Genomic DNA, 20323 nt, shown 5'->3' with positions numbered 1-20323 from the left:
CTTTTTGCGGGATATTTATAAATTAAAACGGCTGATATAAAGTGTTTTTATCTTATTTATAATGAATTTATAGAATTATTTATTTTCATAAGTGCCCGGCGGAAGGCCGGGCACGCGCGGGTTACCCTTGTGTACTGACGATCTTGATTTCTACCATGCCGATGCCGAGCTCGCGCGGTGAGTGCCCAAGGATATTCCCTTCGTTCGTCGCCTGCGGGTCGGGCGGCACAATCACCAGCGTGTTGCTGCGGGATGGGTTTTCAAAATGCAGCGTGTGCGTGGACACGTCGTTTCCGAGCGTCAGGATCTGCTCCCGATCGCCCACGCGCACCGGCACGGGCTTGTTGGCGTTGGGTCCGTATGCTCTGGCCGTGATCACGAGGTCAAATTGTTCGGGCAGGGGATGGGTGTACTCAATTTTCACCTCGTTGCCCAGCTGCGCGTTGGACCAGCGGCCCCAGGACTCCGGACGCGAGATGCCGCTAAACTGCTTCACTTCCTCAGGCGCGCCGGCCACGTTAAAGATAAAGCTGTCCGCCTTGTAGCGAATATCGTTATCGACGGTTTTCAGCATGTCGACATTGTGCTGATAGCGCGCGGTATCAATCACCGTATCGTTAAATGCGGTTTTGCCTTTCCACTGGGCGCGATCGACGTGCTGCACGGTTTGCTCCCCGCCAAGCTGCCCCTGAGAGACGCACCAGTCGGTCGAGAGCGCCAGCGGCTGCGACCAGAGCTGGCCCATTTTGTAACATCTGTCGACCCAGACGAAATTATCGCGTGGCGCAAAATCGGCCAGTTGATAGCGCAGCGGCGCGGAATACTCGCTTTCCGGCAGCGGCTCAACGCGCCCCTCCGACACGCGCACCAGCAGCGGCAGACGGAATGTGCTGCCCGAGAAGGCAATCGTTTTTTTATCCCGATCGACGGTGAAATCCTTCATCTCTTTCGGGAAGTTCCACAGGCGGATGATGTCTGGCTTCCATGCGAGGATTTTTTCCTTCATGTTGAGGAACACTTCCGACAGGGATTGCCCCGACAGCGTGCTGCGGCCGAGGCCGATAAAGTTGTCGCCGCCCAGGATGTCCAGCACGGTGGCGCCGTTATCCATCGAGTTGCGTTTGGTGGCGATCTCCTCCTGCTGCGGCTGGTCGCCGCGCAGGACAAAGAACAGGTTGCTGCGATCCTGCTTGTTGAGCTGGTCCCAGGCGCTGTTTTTCATCGCCAGATGGTCAGACGAGACGACGATGACGGTATTTTTAAACCAGGGCGAGGCTTTGATTTTCTCGACCAGCGCGGCAATGTGCTCCTGGCTGCAGGTGACGGCGCTGAACGATTTGTTGTTTTTGCCATCAATCTCATAGCTTTTGCGCTTACAGGAGCGCGAGACAAACCCGTCCGGATGGTGGGTATCCACCGTCAGCGCGAAGAGGGAGAAGCGCTTGCCCACGCGGGAAAGTTCTTCGAATTTCTTCCAGGTTTCGTCGAGCACCGTATCGTCATAGAAGCCCCAGTCGTTGCGGTAGGTCGGATCGGCAACCGTCGTTTTTAACTCTTCCGAGCCATACAGGTGGTCAAAACCGTGGGATTTCAGGAACACGTCTTTTCCGGCGAAGCGCAGGTTTGCCCCCTGCACAAAATAGTTTTCATAGCCGGAGTTTTTCAGGATATCGCCGAGGCAAATATTCTGCGGGAAGAAGGTCGACATCGAGGCGGAGGCGTTACCTTCAAAAGGCGCGAATAGCGGGATACCGCACTGGGAGGCCACCATCCCGGCAATTGTATAATCCGTACCGGGCAGCTGCATGGTGTGGCTGAAATCGAGCCCCTCATTTTTCAGTGCCCCCAGGTCTGGCGTCAGGTCAGGGAAGGCATCGTTATCAAAATACGTGCGCTCCAGGCTTTCGCCGTAGATGTAGACCAGGTTGAGCTTCGGGTTGGCGATCGTTTTCGACGGCTCTTTATAGTAAGCCGCGAAATCAGGATCGCCGTCGCGAGACTGGGATTTCACCAGCTCGGCGATCTGATGGAACGCCGGGCTGGCGTCGACGGAGGCCAGCGCCAGAAATAACGCCAGCAGGCTGTAGCCATGATGGTGCGGATGATGGCGACGTCGACGCAGCACCCAGGCCAGCGCGCCAAAAATCGTCACCAGCGCGACGATAAGGCCGAACCCCGGAAGAATGTATTTGCCCACCCCCGCGCCCGTCAGGCTGTTCGTCAGCGTGTAGAGCACCGCATCGTTAATACCGTCACCGGTAAAGTAATCGCTGGCGTATAAGGTAATGTTTAAAATAATAAAAATGCCGAGCACCACCAGCGTGACGATAAACCACCAGGTGTGACGGCCAGCTTTGCAGGCGTAAACGCCGACGGAAGCCAGAAAAAGGATAAGAGACAAGAGTTCAGACAACAGCATATCCTCGTGACGCCAGATGCTTCGCTGGCTAACTGTTTATTTTTGGGGCATACAATGTAATTGCGATGTCGTTAAGCTGCAATTTTAGTGTCACGAAAGTGTACTGTTATTAGGATTTGGTTTAGAAAACCGTTTTTATGAAGACGTGCACATCCTGACAAACGGACGCTGAGACGGTGGCAGGCAGGAAAAACGCTCATTTAGCGCCGCGCTGCAAGACTATCGCATTAAACGCGGCGTGTTGTGGCAGAAAATGGGATGGATCAGGAGAGGAAATTCACGCCCTGTTTCAGCACCAGATCGCAGGCTTTGGTTTTCACCTGTTTTGCCAGAGAGGAGTTGCCGAGGGTGCTCAGGTTAAGCTGCTGGCCGTTCTGCGCGTTAAGCAGGCCCTGAATGCCGTCCATATAGTTGGTGTCCGCTTTCTGCTCCTGGGTATCCAGACCCAGCTTACCCAGCACCTGGTTTTTGATGTTTTGCGCGTCGGTCACGGAAGCCAGCTTTTGCTTCGCGCAATATTCCAGAATTCCCGCCGCATTGTTCATCGTGCCCGCGCTGAGGCTCTGGGAGCTGTTGCCCAGCAGGCTGGTGAGTGAGGAAGCGGAAAGCCCGCCCTGAGAACTGCCGCTCTCTTTGGTCAGCTGGTTCGCTGCACTCGAGAGGGAATCTTGCCAGGACGCCGCTTGCGCTGCGCCGGTCATCAGCAGCGCGCCTGAAAAGGCGCTGATAAGGATCTGTTTTTTCATCGTGGCTCTCTCAAAAAGGTCCGTTTTGGGCCGAAGGGGTTCCAGTATATACCTGCGCCCTGACGGCGATTCCTGGAACTGTCTTAATACTCTTTGCCGGTGACGCGGCTGCGGTAACTATCCCAGTCGAAGATGACGTACAGGCTGTTACCCAGCTTCATGCGGTCCATGACGCGTTCCCCCAGTAAGCGGGTCATCTCGTCGATGTTGTGGTTCGTCAGCATGCCGGTGGGGCGTTTGGACGAGGAGCGGCGATCGACAATCTGGTTGATGATCACTTTTTCATAGCGGGATTCTGTCTGCACGCCAATTTCGTCGATGACCAGCAGGTCCACATTGCTCAGATCGTTGAGCAGCTGTTCTTCGCTGGTTTCGCGGTTGCTGAAGGTGTCTTTCATCGCGGACATGATATCGGCCACGGTGATAATCAGGACTGACTTACCCCGCAGAAGCAGCTCGTTGCAGATAGCGGCTGCAAGGTGGTTTTTTCCGGTGCCCGGCTTACCGCTAAAGATGAAGCTGGCGATATTGCCGTCGAATTCGTCTACGTACTGCCGTGCGGCGGCCAGCGCGTTCATCTGCCCGGTGGTCTCAATTTTATAGTTATCGAACGAGCAGTTCTGGTGCAGGGGGCGGATACCGGAGCGGTTAAAGGTGCGCTGCATTTTCATCGCCCGGTTTTCCCGGGCGAGCGCGGCGGCGCGGATCTCGCCTTGCTCCTTTTGCCACGCCAGCAGCTCTTCGCCCGTGGTGAAAGCGGGCTTCACGTTGGCAGGCATCATTTTTTGCAGACGTTTCATCAGGTCGCCGACGTTCTTCATTTCGCACCTCGGAATCCGCTGGGGATCTGTTTATCCGGTTCTGAAAACGCGTTGATATCGCGCTTGGGCTGGCCGTTGTTGCTGGCGCGAGCGATCTGCAGATGTCGCGCGAGCTTTTGCTGCCACTGAATATGGGTGAAAACTTTACCTTCTGCCTGCCACCAGGCGGTGAACGCGGCGAGCTCTTCCGCGGTGACCGGTTGGGTTAACGCAATGCCCCACAGCGCGGCCTGCCGCTGGAAATCGGCATCCGGCTGCCAGCCCGCGTAGAGGGCGAATTTGCCCATCGGAACGGTCACGGGGACGTTAACCGGTTCATCAAAGAACTGGTTGTCCAGGGTGACGTCGCTCGCCGGGCGTGACAGTTGCGCTTCGATCTCCAGAAGCCGTGCCAGACGTTCCGGCGTAATGGCGTAAAACGCCGGAGCGTTGTCGGCAAAAACCGCAACCGTGCCGCCTTCGGCGTGGCTCAACACACCGCGCGGGTCGCGCATAAAGGCATCAATGCCAGCAATGCTGGTGGTCAGAATTCTGGAGGACATAACGCTTACTCTACTGATGACTACGGGCGTGATATGGGCTTATGGTAGCACAGAGAGGGGAAAGGGAAGGAGGGGATTTCCCCGGTGGCGCTGCGCTTACCGGGGCTACAGTCGTAGGCCTGATAAGCGCAGCACCATCAGGCAGTTATCACGCGATGATGTTCAGCGTGACGTCGATGTTGCCGCGGGTGGCGTTAGAGTACGGGCAAACAATGTGCGCCGCGTCCACCAGCTTTTTGGCTTCCGCTGGATCCATACCCTCAACGTGGATGTTCAGTTTTGCTTCGATACCAAAACCGGTCGGCAGCGGGCCAATCCCCACTTCACCTTCAATAAACGCCTCTTTTGGCAGGGTAAATTTGTCGCGCGCGGCCACAAACTTCATCGCGCCCAGGAAGCAGGCGGAGTAGCCTGCAGCAAACAGCTGTTCAGGGTTGGTCACTTCGCCGCCCATGCCGCCCATCTCTTTCGGCACACCCAGTTTTACGTCCAGTACTCCATCGGAAGAGGTGGCACGACCGTCACGGCCACCGGTTGCTTTGGCTTTGGCGGTATAAACGACTTTTTCTAAAGACATGGCAGGTTCCTCATCTTGCTTTAATTTGCGCTATTAAATAGCGTGCGATGTATATGGGTAATAAACACGCGTAAAGTATAGCTTTACGCGCGGTGAAGCTGTTGTCGCAAAAGTTCGAGCTGCTGTTTGAGCGCCAGCAGAGTGTCGGTATCACACTGCGCGGCACAACCCACCGCATGGGGAATACCCAATGCCTGCTGCTGAAGCTCACGTCCCGCGTCACTCAGCGTGACGGCGACCTGACGTTCGTCTTTACGCGAACGGTGGCGGTTGATGAGCCCGGCGCTTTCCAGCCGCTTTAGCAGCGGCGTCAGGGTCGCAGAATCAAGAAACAGCCGTTCGCCGATGTCCGACACCGTTATATCATCCTGCTCCCACAGCACCAGCATCACCAGGTATTGCGGGTAGGTGAGGTTCAGCGGGGCCAGCAGCTGCCGGTACAGCTTGTTAAGCGCCAGGTTTGCCGAATAGAGGGCAAAGCAGAGCTGGTTATCCAGCCTGAGCGCAGCGGTTGCATCGTTCGTTTTCGCGTTCATAAGATGAATATAGATAGCGCGCGATATAATTGCAAGCAATTTTATGGGCAGGTGTAACGGAGCGCGACCTGAACGGCCATTTTGCGGTAGTGCTGGCGCTGGGCCTGTTCGTCCGCACCGTCTTCAAACAGGAGCGTGAAGGTGTAGCTGTTGGCCACGTAGTGAAAGCTGAAGCTGCTGATCAGGCGGTGAAGATCGCGGGCGTCAACCGTCTGGCTGAAGAGCTGTTTTTCTTTCCCCCTGTGCAGGATCCCCTCCAGCAGGTCGAGCGCGCTGCGGTTGACCTGGCGAAGATAGCTCGACTGCTGCATGAAGCGGCCGCGCTGCATGTTTTCCATGCAGATAATCCGGATGTAGTCTGGGTGGTCCGCATGATAGTCGAAGGTGGTTTCGACCAGGTTAACCAGCGCTTCGACCGGGGGCATTCCCGCCAGGCTTAGCGCCTTTTCACTGGCGCGAATTTGCGTGTAAACGTGTTCCAGAACCAGAAGGTAGAGATTCTCTTTGTTCTTAAAATGGTAAACCACCATGCGTTTGGTGGTACCTGCTTTCTCCGCGATCTGCTCCATACGGGCACCGTTCAAACCATACTCGGCAAAAAGCGCGATGGCGCTCTGAAAAATTTTCTCTTTCAGACTGGATTCTTCACCGTGCTCAGGGTGTTCGCTGCCAGGGTTAGCCACATCCTTTCCTTATTTTTCGCCAAACGGACCAGAAAGATTATCCCCATGACAGCGAAATAACACAAATATCAAACGCGTGGGCGTTTGCGGTACAGCCACAGCCCGGGGATCGACAGCCCGATAGAGAGCGCGCCGACGATGGACGATGCCTTAAGAAAGTTGCTCAGAAGAAGGATCATCTGAGGCTCGGTGTAGCCAAAATGGCTGATTTTCACCGCAGAAATCATCGCCGTATACGCCGATATGCCCGGGAACATTGGGATCACGGCGGCGACGGTGAACACTTTGGGGTGCGCCAGGTACCAGCGCGACCACTGGATGCCAATACTGCCAACCAGCATGGAGGCCATAAATGTTGACCATTCGATATTAAAGCCCGCGGTCATCATCACCATTCGCGAGCCATGGCCAATCGCACCCAGCAGCGCACACCACGGCAGCGCGCGTTGCGGGACGTTAAATACCATCGCAAAGCCGACGGCAGGAATGGCGGCCAGAAGCATGTCCTGCGCCAGCGCCAGCACAAAATCGATCACGCCCATCCGCGTAGCCCCCAGAGCGTCATGGCCATGACCACGCCGATGCAGGTCGCCAGCGTCAGCAGGCTGGCGATAGCCCAGCGTGCCAGACCGGTATTGATGTGCCCTTTAAACATGTCGGCGACGGCGTTGATCAGCGGGAAGCCCGGGACCAGCAGCAGCACGCTGGCGGCCATGGCAATCGTCGGCGTGTTGGCAAACTGCGGCAGGCGCAGCAGCAGACCGGAAACCGTGGTGGCGACAAACGCGGTAATGCAGAAGTTAATTTGCGGGTGCAGCTGCCGGTGCGTCAGCAGCTGGCGAACATACATGGCGATACTGCTGGCGAAAAAGGTGACGATCGCGCCATCCCAGCCGCCTTTATTGAGCTTACAAAAGCAGGCGCAAGAGAGCCCTACCATCAACACGACGAGCCAGCGCGGATAACGTAATGGCTTAATCTGGTTGAACCGTTTCTCAATTTCGTGGAGATCGAGAAGCTTATGTTCAGCCAGGATGACGATGTGCTGCACTTCGGTCACGACGTGCATGTTAATACCGCGGTCATGGTTTTTGCGGGTGGAGGTCAGGCACTGACCGTCTTTGATCGTGGTCAGCACAATGGCGTTGGATGAGATCGCGCTTTCAACGCTATCCATACCCAGCGCCCGTCCCAGCCGGGTGGAAAGCTCCTCGACCAGCGCGCTTTCCGCGCCGTGCTGGAGTAGAAAAAGACCGCACTGAATACATAGCCGCGTGATAGCACGCTGCGTTGACCGATCTGCCTGCATGTATTGTCCTGAAGAAGATGGAAAGTTGCCGCCTGGCCCATAGTGATTACTTTTAGCACAAAGTGCCGTGTCTCTTGCTGTGGGCCAGATCAAGGTTTATGCAAACAGTTTCAGCGCGTATGGCGAAAGGGGAGACGGGATTAATTTATCAATGCCATGAATTATTAATATGGAAATATAAAATATTTGTATTTAGTTATTCTAATTTTAGATTGTCGTTATTTTAATGGCTACGCAATTAATTTTATTTGCGCTTTATGAGATATTACCGATGTTTTAGGCGTTTCTTAAACTAAGAACATATCTCATCTTCTGCTTGTATTAATCAGTTTTACACTCAGGGACGAAAAAACTCATACATTGATGCGTTTTAACGTTACACATCAAATGAACAATGGACACGGAGGGTCTATGTTGTCATTACATGGCAAGCATTGCGTTGTCATTAGCCGGATACCCGTGATGCAAAACGGGTTAGGGGGCGTGATGGCTCGCCATTTCCCGGATTTTGAACTGACCTATTGCCGCTCACTGCAGGAGCTGACGCTGCTCCAATTACGCCGCGCAGATGTCATTATTGCTGATATTTCAGGTGAATACCGGAATCCTCGGGGCACCCTTGAAGAGTATTACAGTTTATTGAACCAATACCGGGATATTCACTGGATCTTTTTAGTCTCGCGGCCGCTTTACCCTATCGCGGTTGAGTTGCTTATGCGCCCGGAAAGTACGCTGCTTTCTGATATGGAGCCTATTGAAGGCGTGGTTAACGCTATTCGGGCAGGCAGCGAGCGCGCAGAGCGGATAAGCCAGACGTTATTGACCCCAGAACCTCAAAGTACGGAGGAGGAAGACGAACACATTATCGCGCTCACGCACTCCGAACGTAAGGTACTGCGTCTGTTAGGTAAAGGATGGGGGATTAACCAAATCGCCACATTGCTCAAGAAGAGCAATAAAACCATCAGCGCGCAAAAAAACAGTGCAATGCGACGGCTGTCTTTACGCAGTAATGCCGATATGTACGCCTGGATCAACAGTACGCAGGGAATGAGAGAGCTGAGTTTGATGTCAGCCTATGGAGAGTTCGAGGAATGGAAAAAACCGATTCAACAAGACATATCGCCATCGTCGAAAATTGCACGATGAGTGCCGTTGGGCTGCAGCATCTTTTTGCTGGGCCCAACCTGAATCATTACCAGCTGCATCTGTTTAGCGAATTTGACAGCTTTAAGAAAGCGCTTCAGCACGTCAATTTTTTCTCGCTGATCTATTCACTTTCCGATGCGCGAGAGGAACGTCGTAACTGTCTGGCACATCTGCGGGATCTCGCGTTCACGCATGGTCATATTCAGCGCATTATCCTGGTCGCGGATGAGACGGAAGCACGGTTAATCACCCATCTTTCGCCGTCACGCCTGCACGGTGTGGTGAGTAAATCGCTGACGCTTGAGCATCTGCAGCAGGAGCTCATGGTATTGCTGAGTGAAACGCAGCGCGTCAATGACAATATGATGAATCACTGGTACCGCAGCCAAAACAGAATGTTAAGCCCAACGGAACGGGCAATATTGCGCTATATGTCGTGCGGCTATTCCATTCCTCAAATCGCGGCACAGCTTGAACGCAATATTAAGACCATCCGGGCGCATAAGTTTAATGCGATGGTGAAGCTGGGGGTGAATTCTGACGTAGGGTTGCTCGATGCGGCGGATATTCTTACTCACCTTCCGGTAAGAGAACCACGAAGTTCGGCACTCAGCAAGCCGACCTTTTTATAACCTGCCTGTTGCGCGCCAGACAGGCTCTGGCGCATCAATCAGATGCAAACATCCACCCACTTTGCGGAAGTCAGCTCCGCCATTCTGTCGGGGGAAATACGCACGGCACTGTGAATTGCGCCTGCGGCAGGCAGGACTTCGGCATACTGCTTTAATGAGATATCGCAGTAAACCGCGAGCGGATTTTCCAGCCCGAACGGGCATACGCCTCCCACGGGATGACCGGTGATGGTCACCACTTCATCACTGCTGAGCATGCGCGCTTTCGCACCAAACGTCTCTTTCAGCTTTTTGTTATCCAGGCGGGCATCGCCTTTCGCCACCACCAGGATCACCTCATTTTTTACCTTTAATGATAAGGTCTTGGCGATTTGTCCCGGTTCAACGCGATGGGCGGCAGCTGCCAACGCAACGGTAGCGGTACTCTGGCTAAGCTCAATGACGTCGATATCCGGCGCGTTGTCGGCAAAAAATTGCTGTACAGACTGCAAACTCATTATTTCCTCCTGACAAATATCCTGCGTAATCTGTCATAAGAAATTATGCTCTGTAAATATCTCTTAGGTAACAAATATCCTGAACGGCTGATTTCTGGATCCTCTTCACAATCACGGAAACCGGTTACAGTAACCGGTTGCAGAGCGTGATGCGTCGATTAATACTGAGTGCGTAACGTCCCCTGTATCCAATAATAAGAGCAAATTATGAAACCATTTCGTCTGAGCAGTACCACTGGTACACAAGCCAGCAAGGTTGTGAAGCTGATTTATGGAACAACGTGCGGCGCGAACGTGCCCGTAACAAATATTTGACAGGAGAGCTGCCATGTCTGCCAACCATGCTGCGTTTAACCTGATATTCCGTTTCGTAGAAAATTACGTCAGCCCAATTGCCGGGCGGATCTCTTCCCAGCGTCATGTTATGGCTATTCGCGACGGGTTCATCTCCGCGATGCCGTTTATGATCGTGGGTTCATTCTTGTTAGTGTTCGCTTACCCACCTTTTTCGCCTGATACGACCTGGGGTTTCGCCCGCGCCTGGCTGGATATGGCGAAGCAGTTTGAAGGCCAGATCCTGACGCCGTTTGATATGACGATGGGCATTATGTCCATCTATATCTGTGCGGCCATCGCCTATAACCTGGGCAAACACTATGTCAAATCGCACCAGTTAGACCCGTTTATGTGCGCCATGCTGTCGCTGATGGCGTTTCTGCTGGTTGCGGCCCCGAAAACGAAAGGCACGCTTCCTGTCGACAGCCTGGGCGGGACGGGGATTTTTACCGCGATTCTGGTGGCGATCTACTGCGTTGAGATGATGCGTTTCCTGAAAGCGCATAACATCGGTATTCGCCTGCCGGACCAGGTTCCGCCGATGATCAAAAACTCTTTTGATCTGCTGATCCCTGTGCTGGTGGTGGTATTGACCCTCTATCCTCTGAGCCTGGTGATTCAGTCTCAGTTTGGCATGCTGATCCCGCAGGCCATTATGTCGGTCTTTAAACCTCTGGTCTCCGCCGCGGATTCCCTGCCTGCGATCCTGCTGGCCGTGTTGATTGGCCATCTGCTGTGGTTCGCCGGGATCCACGGCGCCGCCATCGTCTCCGGGATGCTGCAGATGTTCTGGCTCACGAACCTGGGCGCTAACCAGACGGCGCTGGCCGCCAGCCAGCCGCTGCCGCATATTTTTATGGAGGCGTTCTGGACCTTCTTTATCGTGATTGGCGGATCGGGCGCTACGATGGGGCTGGTGATTTGCTATCTGCGCAGCCGTTCCGCACATTTACGCTCTATCGGGCGTTTGAGCGTGGTGCCCAGCTTCTTTAACATCAACGAACCCGTCATTTTCGGTACGCCGATTGTGATGAATCCGGTGTTCTTTATTCCGTTCCTGCTGGCACCGATGGTCAACGCCGTGCTGGCCTGGGCGGCGATGTCGTTTGATTTGATTGGGCGCGTCATCTCGGTCGTTCCCTGGACGGCACCGGCGCCGATCGGCGCAGCGTGGGCCCTGGGCTGGGATTTCCGCGCGGCTATTCTGGTTGTAGTGCTGGCCTGCGTATCGGCAACCATCTACTTCCCGTTCTTCAAAGTGTACGAGAAGCAGCTGCTGGAGCAGGAAGCGGAAGAAGCGCAGCGTAGCGCTGAAGAGGACAATCAGCAGGTCGCCTAGGTATAAGCGTTGTGCCGGGTGGCACCTGCGCCTTACCCGGCCTACGAGTTGAGGTTTTTGTAGGCCCGGTAAGCGAAGCGCCACCGGGCAATTCACCGCTCTACTTCAGCGTGCAATCCCCGCACTGCTTAACGTCCGGCAGGCGATAGCGCTGGCAGCAGGTGCGGCGAACCAGAAGCCCGTCACGGAGCACGACGGTACGGAATAACGGGTTGTCACGGCCATCGGAAAGCTGTTTTGCAAAGAAACAGGACTGGCGCAGAGCCTCCACGTTCTCATCCCCAAGCAGCGGCTTCATTTCCGTTAAATACCAGTGGATTAAATAGCCCGTATTGCTCCAGATAAGCTTCGCGTTTATCTCTCCCGTCGCGTCAAGCACCTCAACCACCGGGATCAGGGCCTGTGCGATAAGCCGCTCCATGCGTTCCTGAGCCGTCAGGCGTTCAGCATTCTGGTCTTCGTGAAGATCGATCCAGAAACAGGCCGCGCGCCCGGTTTCGTGGAACTCGACGTGGAAATTATCCGGTGAGAGTTCGAGCATGCTCTTTTGCGTTAACAGCGCCAGCATCAGGGGCGGCACCATCAGCCCGATATACCACTGCGCCCAGAGAGAGAGCAGCGGTTTATTTTCCCGCGTCAGGGTGGGCTGATTGCGGTAAATATGGTCGGAATAGGCGGCCAGCAGCGATTGCAGTTTTGACGGCTGTCGCCACTCCGAGAGCGTCATGGCGTGGGCGGGGGGCGCTTCATCAAGCCGGATAAAGTCCAGCAGGTGGGCGCGCGTTTCCGCAATCTTGTCCCGTATCGCATCCGCAAGCGAAGCATTCCCGCTGGTGAGGGGCGCTCGCCAGAGGAGGGGTTCGACGATGTGTGCGGTATGCGTGGCCATAGTATAGATAGAAATCTAAATGATAATGATTGCCAATCCTAACTATTGCTCATACCAATGGCAAGACTTTTGTCCTGGAGACATCGTCGTGATGTTTACGCCGTCTGCAGCTCTTCACTCAACAGAATGTTATTGCGACCCATGTGCTTGGCTTCGTAGAGGGCTTTGTCCGCTTTTTCCAGCGCACCTTCCACGTCTTCATCCCCGAAGATAGCAATGCCAATGCTGATGGTGACGTTTGTCGCAACACTCTCGTTAAACAGATGCGGGATTTTCAAATCGTAGACTTTCTGACGGATCCGCTCGGCCGTCTGGCGGGCATGTTCGAGTGAGATATTGGTCAGCAGCACCATAAATTCTTCCCCACCAAAACGCGCCACAATATCGCGAGAACGCACGGCATCGCGAATTGCCGCAGAGACGCGCTTCAGCGCCTGGTCGCCCATCATATGGCCATAATGGTCGTTATAGGCTTTGAAGTGATCGATATCCATTAGCAGGACAAAATGCTCGCCATTTTCTACCGCCGGCAGGTTCTCCAGACGGCTTTGCAGACCGCGACGGTTATACAGCCCGGTGAGCGGGTCCATCATGCTGAGATCGGTAAGGGTTTCTCGTTCTTCCAGCAGGCGAGAAAGCAGCTCCTGGGCGAAACGGTCGTTACGCCTTTGCAAAATGTTATGAATAGCAATCGCCACCACAGGAAGTGCGAAAGAATAGGTCATTCTCAGCCATATATCGTGATCGCTTAGCCACAGGCAGACAATAAAGGTGGGCAGTGAGTGCAGCGTAAATGCTTTGATATTACTGGCGAATGCCAGTGTGCCGATAAAAAGCACCGTCAACAGGGCGATTAACAAATACGTCGCAGGGTCGTGGGTAATTAAGGCGAATTTGGACACAATTTGCCACGCCCACAAAATACCGAAGATCCCTGAAACGACAGGAATATTTATCTTCCGCGTCTTCTTTCTCCAGTGCCAGACGAACAGCCCAGTGCTAATGCAGAATATAGCAATAAGTGGGACTGAGAACAGGCGTACGGAATTGAGCGGGTTTGTTACCGAGAACACTGCTGAGGTTGCGTTCAGAAATAAAAACAAACGTAACGACAACTGATATTTTCTGTGAACCAAAGACCGCCAGGATTGTGATGTCATAGTCGTACGTTTTTATTAAAATTTAATTAAAACAAATAAGTAGCTGTTGTTTCGTAATAAAATATGCAAAAAACTCAAAGAGTAATTATCAGAAAATCTTTAGATGTTGTTAACAGGTGTGCAATTTATCACCTTAGGCAATTCCTGTCATTACGGGAAAGGTAAAGGTCAATGGATTTTGATTCATTCAGCTGACAAATGATAATCCCTGTCATATGATATTGGTTATCATTATCGTTATAAGAGGGCGGATCATGTTGAACAGGGCGCTGGGAAGTGGTTGGGGGGTATTGCTGCCGGGAGCCATTCTCGGCGGTTTGATGTTTGCCGATCTCTCCCTTGATACCTGGAAAGCGATCATTGTTGCAGGACTGTTAGTCACGTCAGGCATGATCTGGCATAAACAATTACGGCACTTTGTCCTGCTGCCATCCTGTGTAGCACTGGTCAGCGGAATTCTGGTGATACTGATGAGTTTGAAATAACGGGAAAAACAAGGGGAACGTCAGAAGGGATGTAAGATAATTGGTGCGAGGGGGGGGACTCGAACCCCCACATCCTAAGGACACTAACACCTGAAGCTAGCGCGTCTACCAATTCCGCCACCTTCGCACAGTCATCTTACTCTTTATTGCTATGATGATATCGCCTCGTTGGTGCGAGGGGGGGGACTCGAACCCCCACATCCGTAAGGACACTAACACCTGAAGCTAGCGCGTCTACCAATTCCGCCACCTTCGCCCAGTGCGAGCAATATCATTGTGATTTATGGTGCGAGGGGGGGGACTCGAACCCCCACATCCGTAAGGACACTAACACCTGAAGCTAGCGCGTCTACCAATTCCGCCACCTTCGCATACCATCGATACTGTAAAAGTATCGTAACCACGGAGGCGCATTCTAGATGTTTTCAGCTTTACGTCAACTGAAAAGTGCTCACCTTTAATTGATTGCTGCAAAAATGGTCGGAACGGAGACGCCTGCTTGCCGGATGGTGATTGCGCTTATTCGGCAAGCAGGTGAGGCGATTACTTTTTGGCCTGACGCGTCATCACGGTGCGGTAGACCTTAAAGCGGCCGGTCTGGGCGATGACTTCGTGGAAGCCAAAGGTTTCGTCCAGCACTTTCGGGTACGCCAGGAAGGCGTTGGCGACAATACGCAGCTCGCCGCCGCTGTTAAGGTGACGGACCGCGCCACGGATCAGCGTTTGTGCCGCTTCCAGGCTGGTCTCCATACCGTCGTGGAACGGCGGGTTAGAGATGATCATGTCGAAGCGACCGGTGATGTCGGAGAAGACGTTGCTGGCAATGACCTCGCCTTCAATGCCGTTTGCGGCAAGCGTTGCGCGGCTGGCTTCTACCGCCGGGGCGCTCACGTCACACAGGGTTAAGCGCACTTTTGGTGAATGGCTCGCAAGCACGGTCGAGAGAACGCCCACGCCGCAGCCCACGTCCAACACTTTGCCTTTAGTGTGCGGCGTCAGGGTAGAAAGCAGCAGCTTGCTGCCCGTATCCAGCGCGTCACGGCTGAACACGCCCGGCAGGGTTTTAATGGTCAGGCCGTCAAGCTGGTACTCGTCCCAGTAAGACTGCGCATCAAACGTGGTCTGTTTTTCCAGACGGCCATGGTACAGCCCACAGCGGCGAGCGCTGTCGACCTTATTCAGCGGCGCGTAGCCTTCCAGCATCTGTTCCGCGCTGCGCACGCCGCTGCGGTTTTCACCGACGACGAAAATATCGCAGCCGACCGGCAGCAGAGAGAGCAGGTTCATCAGCTGAAACTGCGCTTCCGGTTTATTCTTCGGCCAGTAGTAGATCAGCGTATCGCAGTCGGCGATATCGCTCTGCTCTGCCACCAGGCCAAAGCGCGCGCGCTCGCCCATCTGGCGGCTCAGCACCTGCCAGTGGTGGTAGTACTGGGTGTGGGCACGGCTTTCAGCACAGTCGAAACGCGCGGGCAGGTCATCCTGCATATCTCCGGCAAACAGAATACGGCTCTCTTCGAAATCATCACTGTGACGCAGCAAGACTTCACTTGCCGGGGTAAATGCAGACATGAATTGTTCCTCAATAAACTCAGGCGGGGATTATAGTAGGTAGATGGCGCAGTTTCGACACATTTGCTATATTTGCGCGCCTGAGAGACAGGAGTTTTCCCTATGACATCCCGACGAGACTGGCAGTTGCAGCAGCTGGGCATTACCCAGTGGGCTTTGCGTCGCCCGACGGCGTTGCAGGGCGAAATCGCCATCTCCATCCCGACGCACGTTCGCCTGGTGATGGTGGCGGAAGAACTGCCTGCCCTGAATGAACCCCTGATCGACGATGTCCTTCGCAGCCTGAAGCTGACGGCCGACCAGGTTTTACCGCTGACGCCAGAGCGTGTCGCGATGCTTCCTCCCGATAGCCGCTGTAACAGCTGGCGTATCGGAGAGACAAACGAGATCCCCCTCAAGGGGAGCCAGATCTGCTCGCCAGCGCTGGACGAACTGAAGGCCAACCCAAAAGCGCGCAGCGCGCTATGGCAACAAATCTGCGAATATGAACACGATTTCTTCCCTCACGACGGCTGACCTGACCACCGCGTTCGCGATTGAAACACGCGCTCACGCGTTTCCCTGGAGCGAAAAAACCTTCGCCAGCAATCAGGGCGAACGGTATCTGAACTACCGTCTGGACGTTGACGGTACTCTGGCCGCATTCGCCATCACGCAGGTTGTTCTTGATGAGGCGACGCTGTTTAATATCGCGGTTGATCCCGCGTTCCAGCGCCGTGGGCTGGGAAGAGAACTGCTCGAGCACCTCATACGTGAGCTCGAAACCCGTGACGTTTTCACCCTGTGGCTGGAGGTGCGCGCGTCGAATGTCGCCGCCATCGCACTCTATGAAAGCTTAGGCTTTAACGAGGCGACAATCCGCCGTAACTACTACCCCACCGCAGAGGGACGTGAAGACGCCATCATAATGGCTCTGCCGATTGGATAATAAAGATAAGGTTGTAACGATGAAATGGGACTGGATTTTCTTTGATGCCGACGAAACGCTGTTTACGTTCGACTCGTTCGGCGGGCTACAGCGGATGTTTCTCGACTATAGCGTGACCTTCACCGCTGAAGATTTTCAGGACTATCAGGCGGTCAACAAGCCGCTGTGGGTGGATTACCAGAACGGTGCCATCACCGCGTTACAGCTTCAGCACCAGCGCTTTGACGTCTGGGCGGAACGGTTAAAGGTGAGTCCGGGGACGCTGAATGAGGCGTTTTTGAACGCGATGGCCGAAATCTGTGCGCCACTGCCGGGGGCGGTCTCCCTGCTGAATGCGTTGAAAGGCAAGGTGAAGCTGGGGATCATCACCAACGGTTTTACCGCCCTGCAGCAGATCCGCCTTGAGCGCACCGGCCTGCGCGATCATTTTGACGCGCTGGTGATCTCGGAAGAGGTTGGCGTGCCGAAGCCGGATCCGCGAATTTTCGACTACGCGCTGGCGCAGGCCGGCAATCCCGACCGCGATCGCGTCCTGATGGTGGGTGACACCGCAGAGTCAGATATTCTGGGCGGCATGAAGGCCGGCCTGTCGACCGTGTGGCTCAATGCCCATGGCCGCGAGAAGCCTGAAGGCATCGAACCGACCTGGACCGTGACGTCGTTGAACGAACTGGAGCAACTCCTGTGTAAACAATGATTGCCTGCCCCCTATTGATGGGTAAAATAGCCGCAATTTTGTATTCCATGATGCGTGGCGTGCTGCCGCGCTTATAAAAGAAGATTTAATTATGACGTTGTCTCCTTATCTGCAAGAGGTGGCCAAGCGCCGCACTTTTGCCATTATCTCGCACCCGGATGCCGGTAAAACGACCATCACTGAGAAGGTGCTGCTGTTCGGACAGGCGATCCAGACTGCGGGTACCGTAAAAGGCCGTGGCTCCAGCCAGCATGCAAAATCTGACTGGATGGAGATGGAAAAGCAGCGTGGTATTTCGATTACCACCTCCGTGATGCAGTTCCCGTATCATGACTGCCTGGTGAACCTGCTTGACACCCCGGGCCACGAAGACTTCTCCGAAGATACCTACCGTACTCTGACGGCGGTGGACTGCTGCCTGATGGTGATCGACGCCGCGAAAGGGGTAGAAGATCGTACCCGTAAGCTGATGGAAGTGACCCGTCTGCGCGATACGCCGATCCTCACCTTTATGAACAAACTCGACCGTGACATCCGTGACCCGATGGAGCTGATGGATGAAGTGGAAAACGAGCTGAAAATCGCCTGTGCGCCCATCACCTGGCCAATTGGCTGCGGTAAGCTGTTCAAAGGCGTTTACCACCTCTATAAAGACGAAACCTACCTGTATCAGACCGGCAAAGGCCACACTATTCAGGAAGTGCGCATTGTGAAAGGTCTGGACAACCCGGATCTGGACGTGGCCGTCGGCGAAGAGCTGGCCGCGCAGCTGCGCGACGAGCTGGAGCTGGTGAAGGGCGCGTCTCACGAGTTCGACAAAGAGCTGTTCCTGAGCGGTGAAATTACCCCAGTCTTCTTTGGTACCGCGCTGGGTAACTTTGGCGTTGACCACATGCTCGACGGTCTGGTGGAGTGGGCGCCGCAGCCGATGCCGCGCAAAACTGACACCCGTGAAGTGGAAGCGAAAGAAGAGAAGTTCACCGGCTTCGTGTTCAAAATTCAGGCCAACATGGACCCGAAACACCGTGACCGCGTGGCCTTTATGCGCGTGGTGTCCGGTAAATATGAAAAGGGCATGAAGCTGCGCCAGGTGCGTATCGGCAAAGACGTGGTGATCTCCGACGCGCTGACCTTTATGGCGGGCGACCGTTCGCACGTTGAAGAAGCCTATCCGGGCGACATCATCGGTCTGCACAACCACGGCACGATCCAGATCGGCGATACCTTCACCCAGGGTGAAATGATGAAGTTCACCGGTATTCCGAACTTCGCGCCGGAGCTGTTCCGCCGCATTCGTCTGCGCGATCCGCTGAAGCAGAAACAGCTGCTGAAAGGCCTGGTTCAGCTCTCCGAGGAAGGCGCCGTGCAGGTGTTCCGCCCAATCGCCAACAACGATCTGATCGTGGGCGCGGTCGGCGTGCTGCAGTTTGACGTGGTCGTCGCGCGTCTGAAGAGCGAATACAACGTGGAGGCGATTTACGAGTCTGTGAACGTCGCGACCGCGCGCTGGGTTGAGTGTGCTGACGTGAAGAAATTCGAAGAATTTAAGCGCAAGAACGAAATTCAGCTGGCGCTGGACGGTGGCGATAACCTGACCTATATCGCCCCAACCATGGTGAACCTGAACCTGACCCAGGAACGTTATCCTGACGTTCAGTTCCGTAAAACCCGCGAGCACTAATCCCCTCTCAGAGCACGGCTGCCGCCGTGCTCTTCTTTAATTCCTGTCTTATTAATCCCTTGCGGAATGTTCTTAATTCAACGCAATTTCACGCTATTCGCGCGTTTTTTACCCAATTCCGAAAGCGGCTCTGCGAGAGTGATCTATATTTAACTCAGTGTTTAACACCGGGCATGGATAAATTAACTGTTCAATGCATGGCTTTAGGTTATCCATTTTGCCCGCGTGTTTATTCGCAATATATAAAACTACTAAGGATGTACGTAGCCCGAATAACGGGTCAACACAGGAATAGATCGATGAATATGACAAGACTGAAGATTTCTAAAACTCTGCTGGCAGTCACTCTGGGTAGCGTTCTGGTGAGCGGCTCCGCCCTGGCGGAAAGCAGCACCATGGATAAAGCACAGTCCACGGCCGATAGCGCAGGGCAAAAAATCGATAGCTCTATGAATAAAGTCGGCAATTTCATGGATGACAGCTCAATCACAGCAAAAGTGAAAGCCGCACTGGTGGATGATGAAGCCATCAAGAGCACCGATATTTCCGTTAAGACCGACAAGAAAGTGGTCACCCTGAGCGGCTTTGTTGAAAGCCAGGCTCAGGCTGAACAGGCGGTTAAAGTGGCGAAAGGCGTCGAAGGCGTCGCCTCCGTTAGCGATAAACTGCACGTGCGTGACGGTAAAAACGCGTCGGTGAAAGGTTATGCCGGTGATGCCGCTACGACCAGTGAAATCAAAGCTAAACTGTTAGCAGATGACATCGTGCCGTCCCGTAAGGTGAAAGTGGAAACCACCGATGGCGTGGTTCAGCTTTCCGGTACGGTAGATTCCCAGGCGCAAAGTGAACGTGCCGAGTCCATCGCGAAAGCGATTGATGGTGTGAAAAGCGTTAAAAACGATCTGAAAACGAAGTAAGTCTGGACCCTTCGCCCGTCTGGTTAATACCGGCGGGCGATATAAGAACGATTCTGGAAAAACGCCGGTGAGTGGCCTGAGCGCTCACGTTTAGCGGCCGACATTAACTATGGTAAAGGAGAAGCTTATGTTTCGTTGGGGCATTATATTTCTGGTTATCGCGTTAATTGCCGCCGCATTGGGCTTTGGTGGACTGGCAGGTACAGCAGCATGGGCAGCTAAAATTGTCTTCGTTGTGGGTATTATTCTGTTCCTGGTCAGCCTGTTTACGGGGCGTCGACGTCCGTAGCAAACGCAATATTTCTTCAACAAAAAAAAGCCAGTCACTGCGACTGGCTTTTTCTTATTTGCGTAACAGGCCGGGTGCGTTACTGTGGTGTTATAAAATAATCAAAACAGGAAAGCAGA

Annotated in this window: 23 protein-coding genes and 3 tRNA genes; 10 read left to right on the top strand and 16 right to left on the bottom strand. The window is 54.0% G+C overall.

Going from position 1 to position 20323, the window contains the following annotated elements:
• Positions 1–121 precede the first annotated feature (121 nt).
• The 9 genes from opgB to ACJBF3_RS13900 form a co-directional block, all read right to left on the bottom strand.
• On the bottom strand, positions 122–2413 hold the full coding sequence (gene opgB / locus ACJBF3_RS13940) for a phosphatidylglycerol--membrane-oligosaccharide glycerophosphotransferase (protein ID WP_045327852.1): 2292 nt from the start codon (positions 2411–2413) through the stop codon (positions 122–124).
• A 269-nt stretch (positions 2414–2682) separates the two neighbouring features.
• Entirely contained in the window at positions 2683–3165 is a 483-nt protein-coding gene (locus ACJBF3_RS13935) for a DUF2501 domain-containing protein (RefSeq protein ID WP_045327553.1), read from the bottom strand.
• An 83-nt stretch (positions 3166–3248) separates the two neighbouring features.
• Entirely contained in the window at positions 3249–3986 is a 738-nt protein-coding gene (gene dnaC, locus ACJBF3_RS13930; RefSeq protein WP_045327555.1) for a DNA replication protein DnaC, read from the bottom strand.
• Positions 3983–4528 carry a primosomal protein DnaT gene (gene dnaT / locus ACJBF3_RS13925; protein WP_045327557.1) on the bottom strand — a complete coding sequence of 182 codons (546 nt, stop codon included), beginning with the start codon at positions 4526–4528 and terminating at the stop codon, positions 3983–3985. Before dnaT ends, dnaC begins: the two co-directional genes overlap by 4 nt.
• Positions 4529–4676: 148 nt before the next feature.
• Positions 4677–5105: an organic hydroperoxide resistance protein gene (locus ACJBF3_RS13920; protein WP_013095463.1), complete on the bottom strand. Its 429-nt coding sequence runs from the start codon at positions 5103–5105 to the stop codon at positions 4677–4679.
• 83 nt (positions 5106–5188) lie between these two features.
• Complete coding sequence (locus tag ACJBF3_RS13915; RefSeq protein ID WP_045327854.1) at positions 5189–5641, bottom strand: MarR family winged helix-turn-helix transcriptional regulator; 453 nt, start codon at positions 5639–5641, stop codon at positions 5189–5191.
• A gap of 41 nt (positions 5642–5682) precedes the next feature.
• Entirely contained in the window at positions 5683–6324 is a 642-nt protein-coding gene (locus tag ACJBF3_RS13910) for a TetR family transcriptional regulator (protein ID WP_045327560.1), read from the bottom strand.
• A 68-nt stretch (positions 6325–6392) separates the two neighbouring features.
• Entirely contained in the window at positions 6393–6866 is a 474-nt protein-coding gene (locus ACJBF3_RS13905) for a threonine/serine exporter (RefSeq protein ID WP_045327562.1), read from the bottom strand.
• Positions 6857–7633 carry a threonine/serine exporter ThrE family protein gene (locus ACJBF3_RS13900; protein WP_045327564.1) on the bottom strand — a complete coding sequence of 259 codons (777 nt, stop codon included), beginning with the start codon at positions 7631–7633 and terminating at the stop codon, positions 6857–6859. Before ACJBF3_RS13900 ends, ACJBF3_RS13905 begins: the two co-directional genes overlap by 10 nt.
• Positions 7634–8044: 411 nt before the next feature.
• On the opposite strand from ACJBF3_RS13900, the gene ACJBF3_RS13895 reads away from it, so the two are divergent.
• Both ACJBF3_RS13895 and bglJ read left to right on the top strand, forming a co-directional pair.
• Entirely contained in the window at positions 8045–8782 is a 738-nt protein-coding gene (locus ACJBF3_RS13895; protein WP_045327566.1) for a response regulator transcription factor, read from the top strand.
• Positions 8779–9414 carry a DNA-binding transcriptional activator BglJ gene (gene bglJ / locus ACJBF3_RS13890; protein WP_045327568.1) on the top strand — a complete coding sequence of 212 codons (636 nt, stop codon included), beginning with the start codon at positions 8779–8781 and terminating at the stop codon, positions 9412–9414. The genes ACJBF3_RS13895 and bglJ overlap by 4 nt, the downstream gene beginning before the upstream one ends.
• Before the next feature lie 38 nt (positions 9415–9452).
• Here the strand turns inward: bglJ and ACJBF3_RS13885 are convergent, their stop codons facing one another.
• The gene (locus ACJBF3_RS13885; RefSeq protein WP_045327570.1) at positions 9453–9911 is read right to left on the bottom strand and encodes a YbaK/EbsC family protein; all 459 of its coding nucleotides are present in this window, start codon (positions 9909–9911) and stop codon (positions 9453–9455) included.
• 328 nt (positions 9912–10239) lie between these two features.
• On the opposite strand from ACJBF3_RS13885, the gene ACJBF3_RS13880 reads away from it, so the two are divergent.
• Positions 10240–11586, top strand: a complete 1347-nt coding sequence (locus ACJBF3_RS13880) for a PTS sugar transporter subunit IIC (RefSeq protein WP_045327571.1) — start codon at positions 10240–10242, stop codon at positions 11584–11586.
• A gap of 100 nt (positions 11587–11686) precedes the next feature.
• Here the strand turns inward: ACJBF3_RS13880 and fhuF are convergent, their stop codons facing one another.
• Positions 11687–12475, bottom strand: a complete 789-nt coding sequence (gene fhuF / locus ACJBF3_RS13875; protein WP_045327573.1) for a siderophore-iron reductase FhuF — start codon at positions 12473–12475, stop codon at positions 11687–11689.
• A 95-nt stretch (positions 12476–12570) separates the two neighbouring features.
• The gene (locus ACJBF3_RS13870) at positions 12571–13635 is read right to left on the bottom strand and encodes a GGDEF domain-containing protein (RefSeq protein WP_045327575.1); all 1065 of its coding nucleotides are present in this window, start codon (positions 13633–13635) and stop codon (positions 12571–12573) included.
• A 215-nt stretch (positions 13636–13850) separates the two neighbouring features.
• Between ACJBF3_RS13870 and ACJBF3_RS13865 the strand changes: the two genes are divergently transcribed.
• On the top strand, positions 13851–14120 hold the full coding sequence (locus ACJBF3_RS13865) for a DUF1435 domain-containing protein (protein ID WP_045327576.1): 270 nt from the start codon (positions 13851–13853) through the stop codon (positions 14118–14120).
• A 41-nt stretch (positions 14121–14161) separates the two neighbouring features.
• Here ACJBF3_RS13865 and ACJBF3_RS13860 read toward each other — a convergent pair.
• From ACJBF3_RS13860 to rsmC, 4 genes are all read right to left on the bottom strand, one after another.
• Positions 14162–14247, bottom strand: a tRNA-Leu gene (locus ACJBF3_RS13860).
• A gap of 42 nt (positions 14248–14289) precedes the next feature.
• Positions 14290–14376 (bottom strand) — tRNA-Leu (locus ACJBF3_RS13855).
• Positions 14377–14404: 28 nt separating this feature from the next.
• Positions 14405–14491 (bottom strand) — tRNA-Leu (locus tag ACJBF3_RS13850).
• Between the two features lie 172 nt (positions 14492–14663).
• Complete coding sequence (gene rsmC / locus ACJBF3_RS13845; protein WP_045327577.1) at positions 14664–15692, bottom strand: 16S rRNA (guanine(1207)-N(2))-methyltransferase RsmC; 1029 nt, start codon at positions 15690–15692, stop codon at positions 14664–14666.
• 102 nt (positions 15693–15794) lie between these two features.
• Between rsmC and ACJBF3_RS13840 the strand changes: the two genes are divergently transcribed.
• The 6 genes from ACJBF3_RS13840 to ACJBF3_RS13815 all read left to right on the top strand — a co-directional run bounded on the left by ACJBF3_RS13840 (position 15795) and on the right by ACJBF3_RS13815 (position 20204).
• Positions 15795–16208 (top strand): DNA polymerase III subunit psi, encoded by a 414-nt coding sequence (locus ACJBF3_RS13840; protein ID WP_045327579.1) that lies wholly within the window; start codon positions 15795–15797, stop codon positions 16206–16208.
• Positions 16177–16620, top strand: a complete 444-nt coding sequence (rimI, locus tag ACJBF3_RS13835; protein WP_045327582.1) for a ribosomal protein S18-alanine N-acetyltransferase — start codon at positions 16177–16179, stop codon at positions 16618–16620. The genes ACJBF3_RS13840 and rimI overlap by 32 nt, the downstream gene beginning before the upstream one ends.
• A gap of 19 nt (positions 16621–16639) precedes the next feature.
• Positions 16640–17317, top strand: a complete 678-nt coding sequence (yjjG, locus tag ACJBF3_RS13830) for a pyrimidine 5'-nucleotidase (RefSeq protein WP_045327584.1) — start codon at positions 16640–16642, stop codon at positions 17315–17317.
• Positions 17318–17408: 91 nt separating this feature from the next.
• Positions 17409–18998: a peptide chain release factor 3 gene (gene prfC, locus ACJBF3_RS13825; protein WP_045327586.1), complete on the top strand. Its 1590-nt coding sequence runs from the start codon at positions 17409–17411 to the stop codon at positions 18996–18998.
• Positions 18999–19297: 299 nt separating this feature from the next.
• Positions 19298–19915, top strand: coding sequence for a molecular chaperone OsmY (osmY, locus tag ACJBF3_RS13820; RefSeq protein WP_008502075.1), 618 nt, complete (start codon positions 19298–19300; stop codon positions 19913–19915).
• Positions 19916–20042: 127 nt separating this feature from the next.
• Positions 20043–20204: a DUF1328 domain-containing protein gene (locus ACJBF3_RS13815; protein WP_003856556.1), complete on the top strand. Its 162-nt coding sequence runs from the start codon at positions 20043–20045 to the stop codon at positions 20202–20204.
• Positions 20205–20323: the final 119 nt, after the last annotated feature.

The sequence above is a fragment of the Enterobacter sp. PP-008-ECC_S150 genome, from assembly GCF_045257065.1.
In the GTDB taxonomy this organism is placed as follows: Bacteria; Pseudomonadota; Gammaproteobacteria; order Enterobacterales; family Enterobacteriaceae; genus Enterobacter; species Enterobacter chengduensis.
Note: the sequence above shows the minus strand (reverse complement) of the source record. Positions and strands in the feature narration are given on the sequence as shown.

Excerpts from the sequence above, each read along its gene's own strand:
- ACJBF3_RS13935 (WP_045327553.1), bottom strand. The coding sequence starts at position 3,165 with ATGAAAAAACAGATCCTTATCAGCGCCTTTTCAGGCGCGCTGCTGATG.
- dnaC (WP_045327555.1), bottom strand. The coding sequence starts at position 3,986 with ATGAAGAACGTCGGCGACCTGATGAAACGTCTGCAAAAAATGATGCCT.
- dnaT (WP_045327557.1), bottom strand. The coding sequence starts at position 4,528 with ATGTCCTCCAGAATTCTGACCACCAGCATTGCTGGCATTGATGCCTTT.
- ACJBF3_RS13920 (WP_013095463.1), bottom strand. The coding sequence starts at position 5,105 with ATGTCTTTAGAAAAAGTCGTTTATACCGCCAAAGCCAAAGCAACCGGT.
- ACJBF3_RS13915 (WP_045327854.1), bottom strand. The coding sequence starts at position 5,641 with ATGAACGCGAAAACGAACGATGCAACCGCTGCGCTCAGGCTGGATAAC.
- ACJBF3_RS13905 (WP_045327562.1), bottom strand. The coding sequence starts at position 6,866 with ATGGGCGTGATCGATTTTGTGCTGGCGCTGGCGCAGGACATGCTTCTG.
- ACJBF3_RS13900 (WP_045327564.1), bottom strand. The coding sequence starts at position 7,633 with ATGCAGGCAGATCGGTCAACGCAGCGTGCTATCACGCGGCTATGTATT.
- ACJBF3_RS13895 (WP_045327566.1), top strand. The coding sequence starts at position 8,045 with ATGTTGTCATTACATGGCAAGCATTGCGTTGTCATTAGCCGGATACCC.
- bglJ (WP_045327568.1), top strand. The coding sequence starts at position 8,779 with ATGAGTGCCGTTGGGCTGCAGCATCTTTTTGCTGGGCCCAACCTGAAT.
- ACJBF3_RS13885 (WP_045327570.1), bottom strand. The coding sequence starts at position 9,911 with ATGAGTTTGCAGTCTGTACAGCAATTTTTTGCCGACAACGCGCCGGAT.
- ACJBF3_RS13880 (WP_045327571.1), top strand. The coding sequence starts at position 10,240 with ATGTCTGCCAACCATGCTGCGTTTAACCTGATATTCCGTTTCGTAGAA.
- fhuF (WP_045327573.1), bottom strand. The coding sequence starts at position 12,475 with ATGGCCACGCATACCGCACACATCGTCGAACCCCTCCTCTGGCGAGCG.
- ACJBF3_RS13870 (WP_045327575.1), bottom strand. The coding sequence starts at position 13,635 with ATGACATCACAATCCTGGCGGTCTTTGGTTCACAGAAAATATCAGTTG.
- ACJBF3_RS13865 (WP_045327576.1), top strand. The coding sequence starts at position 13,851 with ATGATATTGGTTATCATTATCGTTATAAGAGGGCGGATCATGTTGAAC.
- rsmC (WP_045327577.1), bottom strand. The coding sequence starts at position 15,692 with ATGTCTGCATTTACCCCGGCAAGTGAAGTCTTGCTGCGTCACAGTGAT.
- ACJBF3_RS13840 (WP_045327579.1), top strand. The coding sequence starts at position 15,795 with ATGACATCCCGACGAGACTGGCAGTTGCAGCAGCTGGGCATTACCCAG.
- rimI (WP_045327582.1), top strand. The coding sequence starts at position 16,177 with ATGAACACGATTTCTTCCCTCACGACGGCTGACCTGACCACCGCGTTC.
- yjjG (WP_045327584.1), top strand. The coding sequence starts at position 16,640 with ATGAAATGGGACTGGATTTTCTTTGATGCCGACGAAACGCTGTTTACG.
- prfC (WP_045327586.1), top strand. The coding sequence starts at position 17,409 with ATGACGTTGTCTCCTTATCTGCAAGAGGTGGCCAAGCGCCGCACTTTT.
- osmY (WP_008502075.1), top strand. The coding sequence starts at position 19,298 with ATGAATATGACAAGACTGAAGATTTCTAAAACTCTGCTGGCAGTCACT.
- ACJBF3_RS13815 (WP_003856556.1), top strand. The coding sequence starts at position 20,043 with ATGTTTCGTTGGGGCATTATATTTCTGGTTATCGCGTTAATTGCCGCC.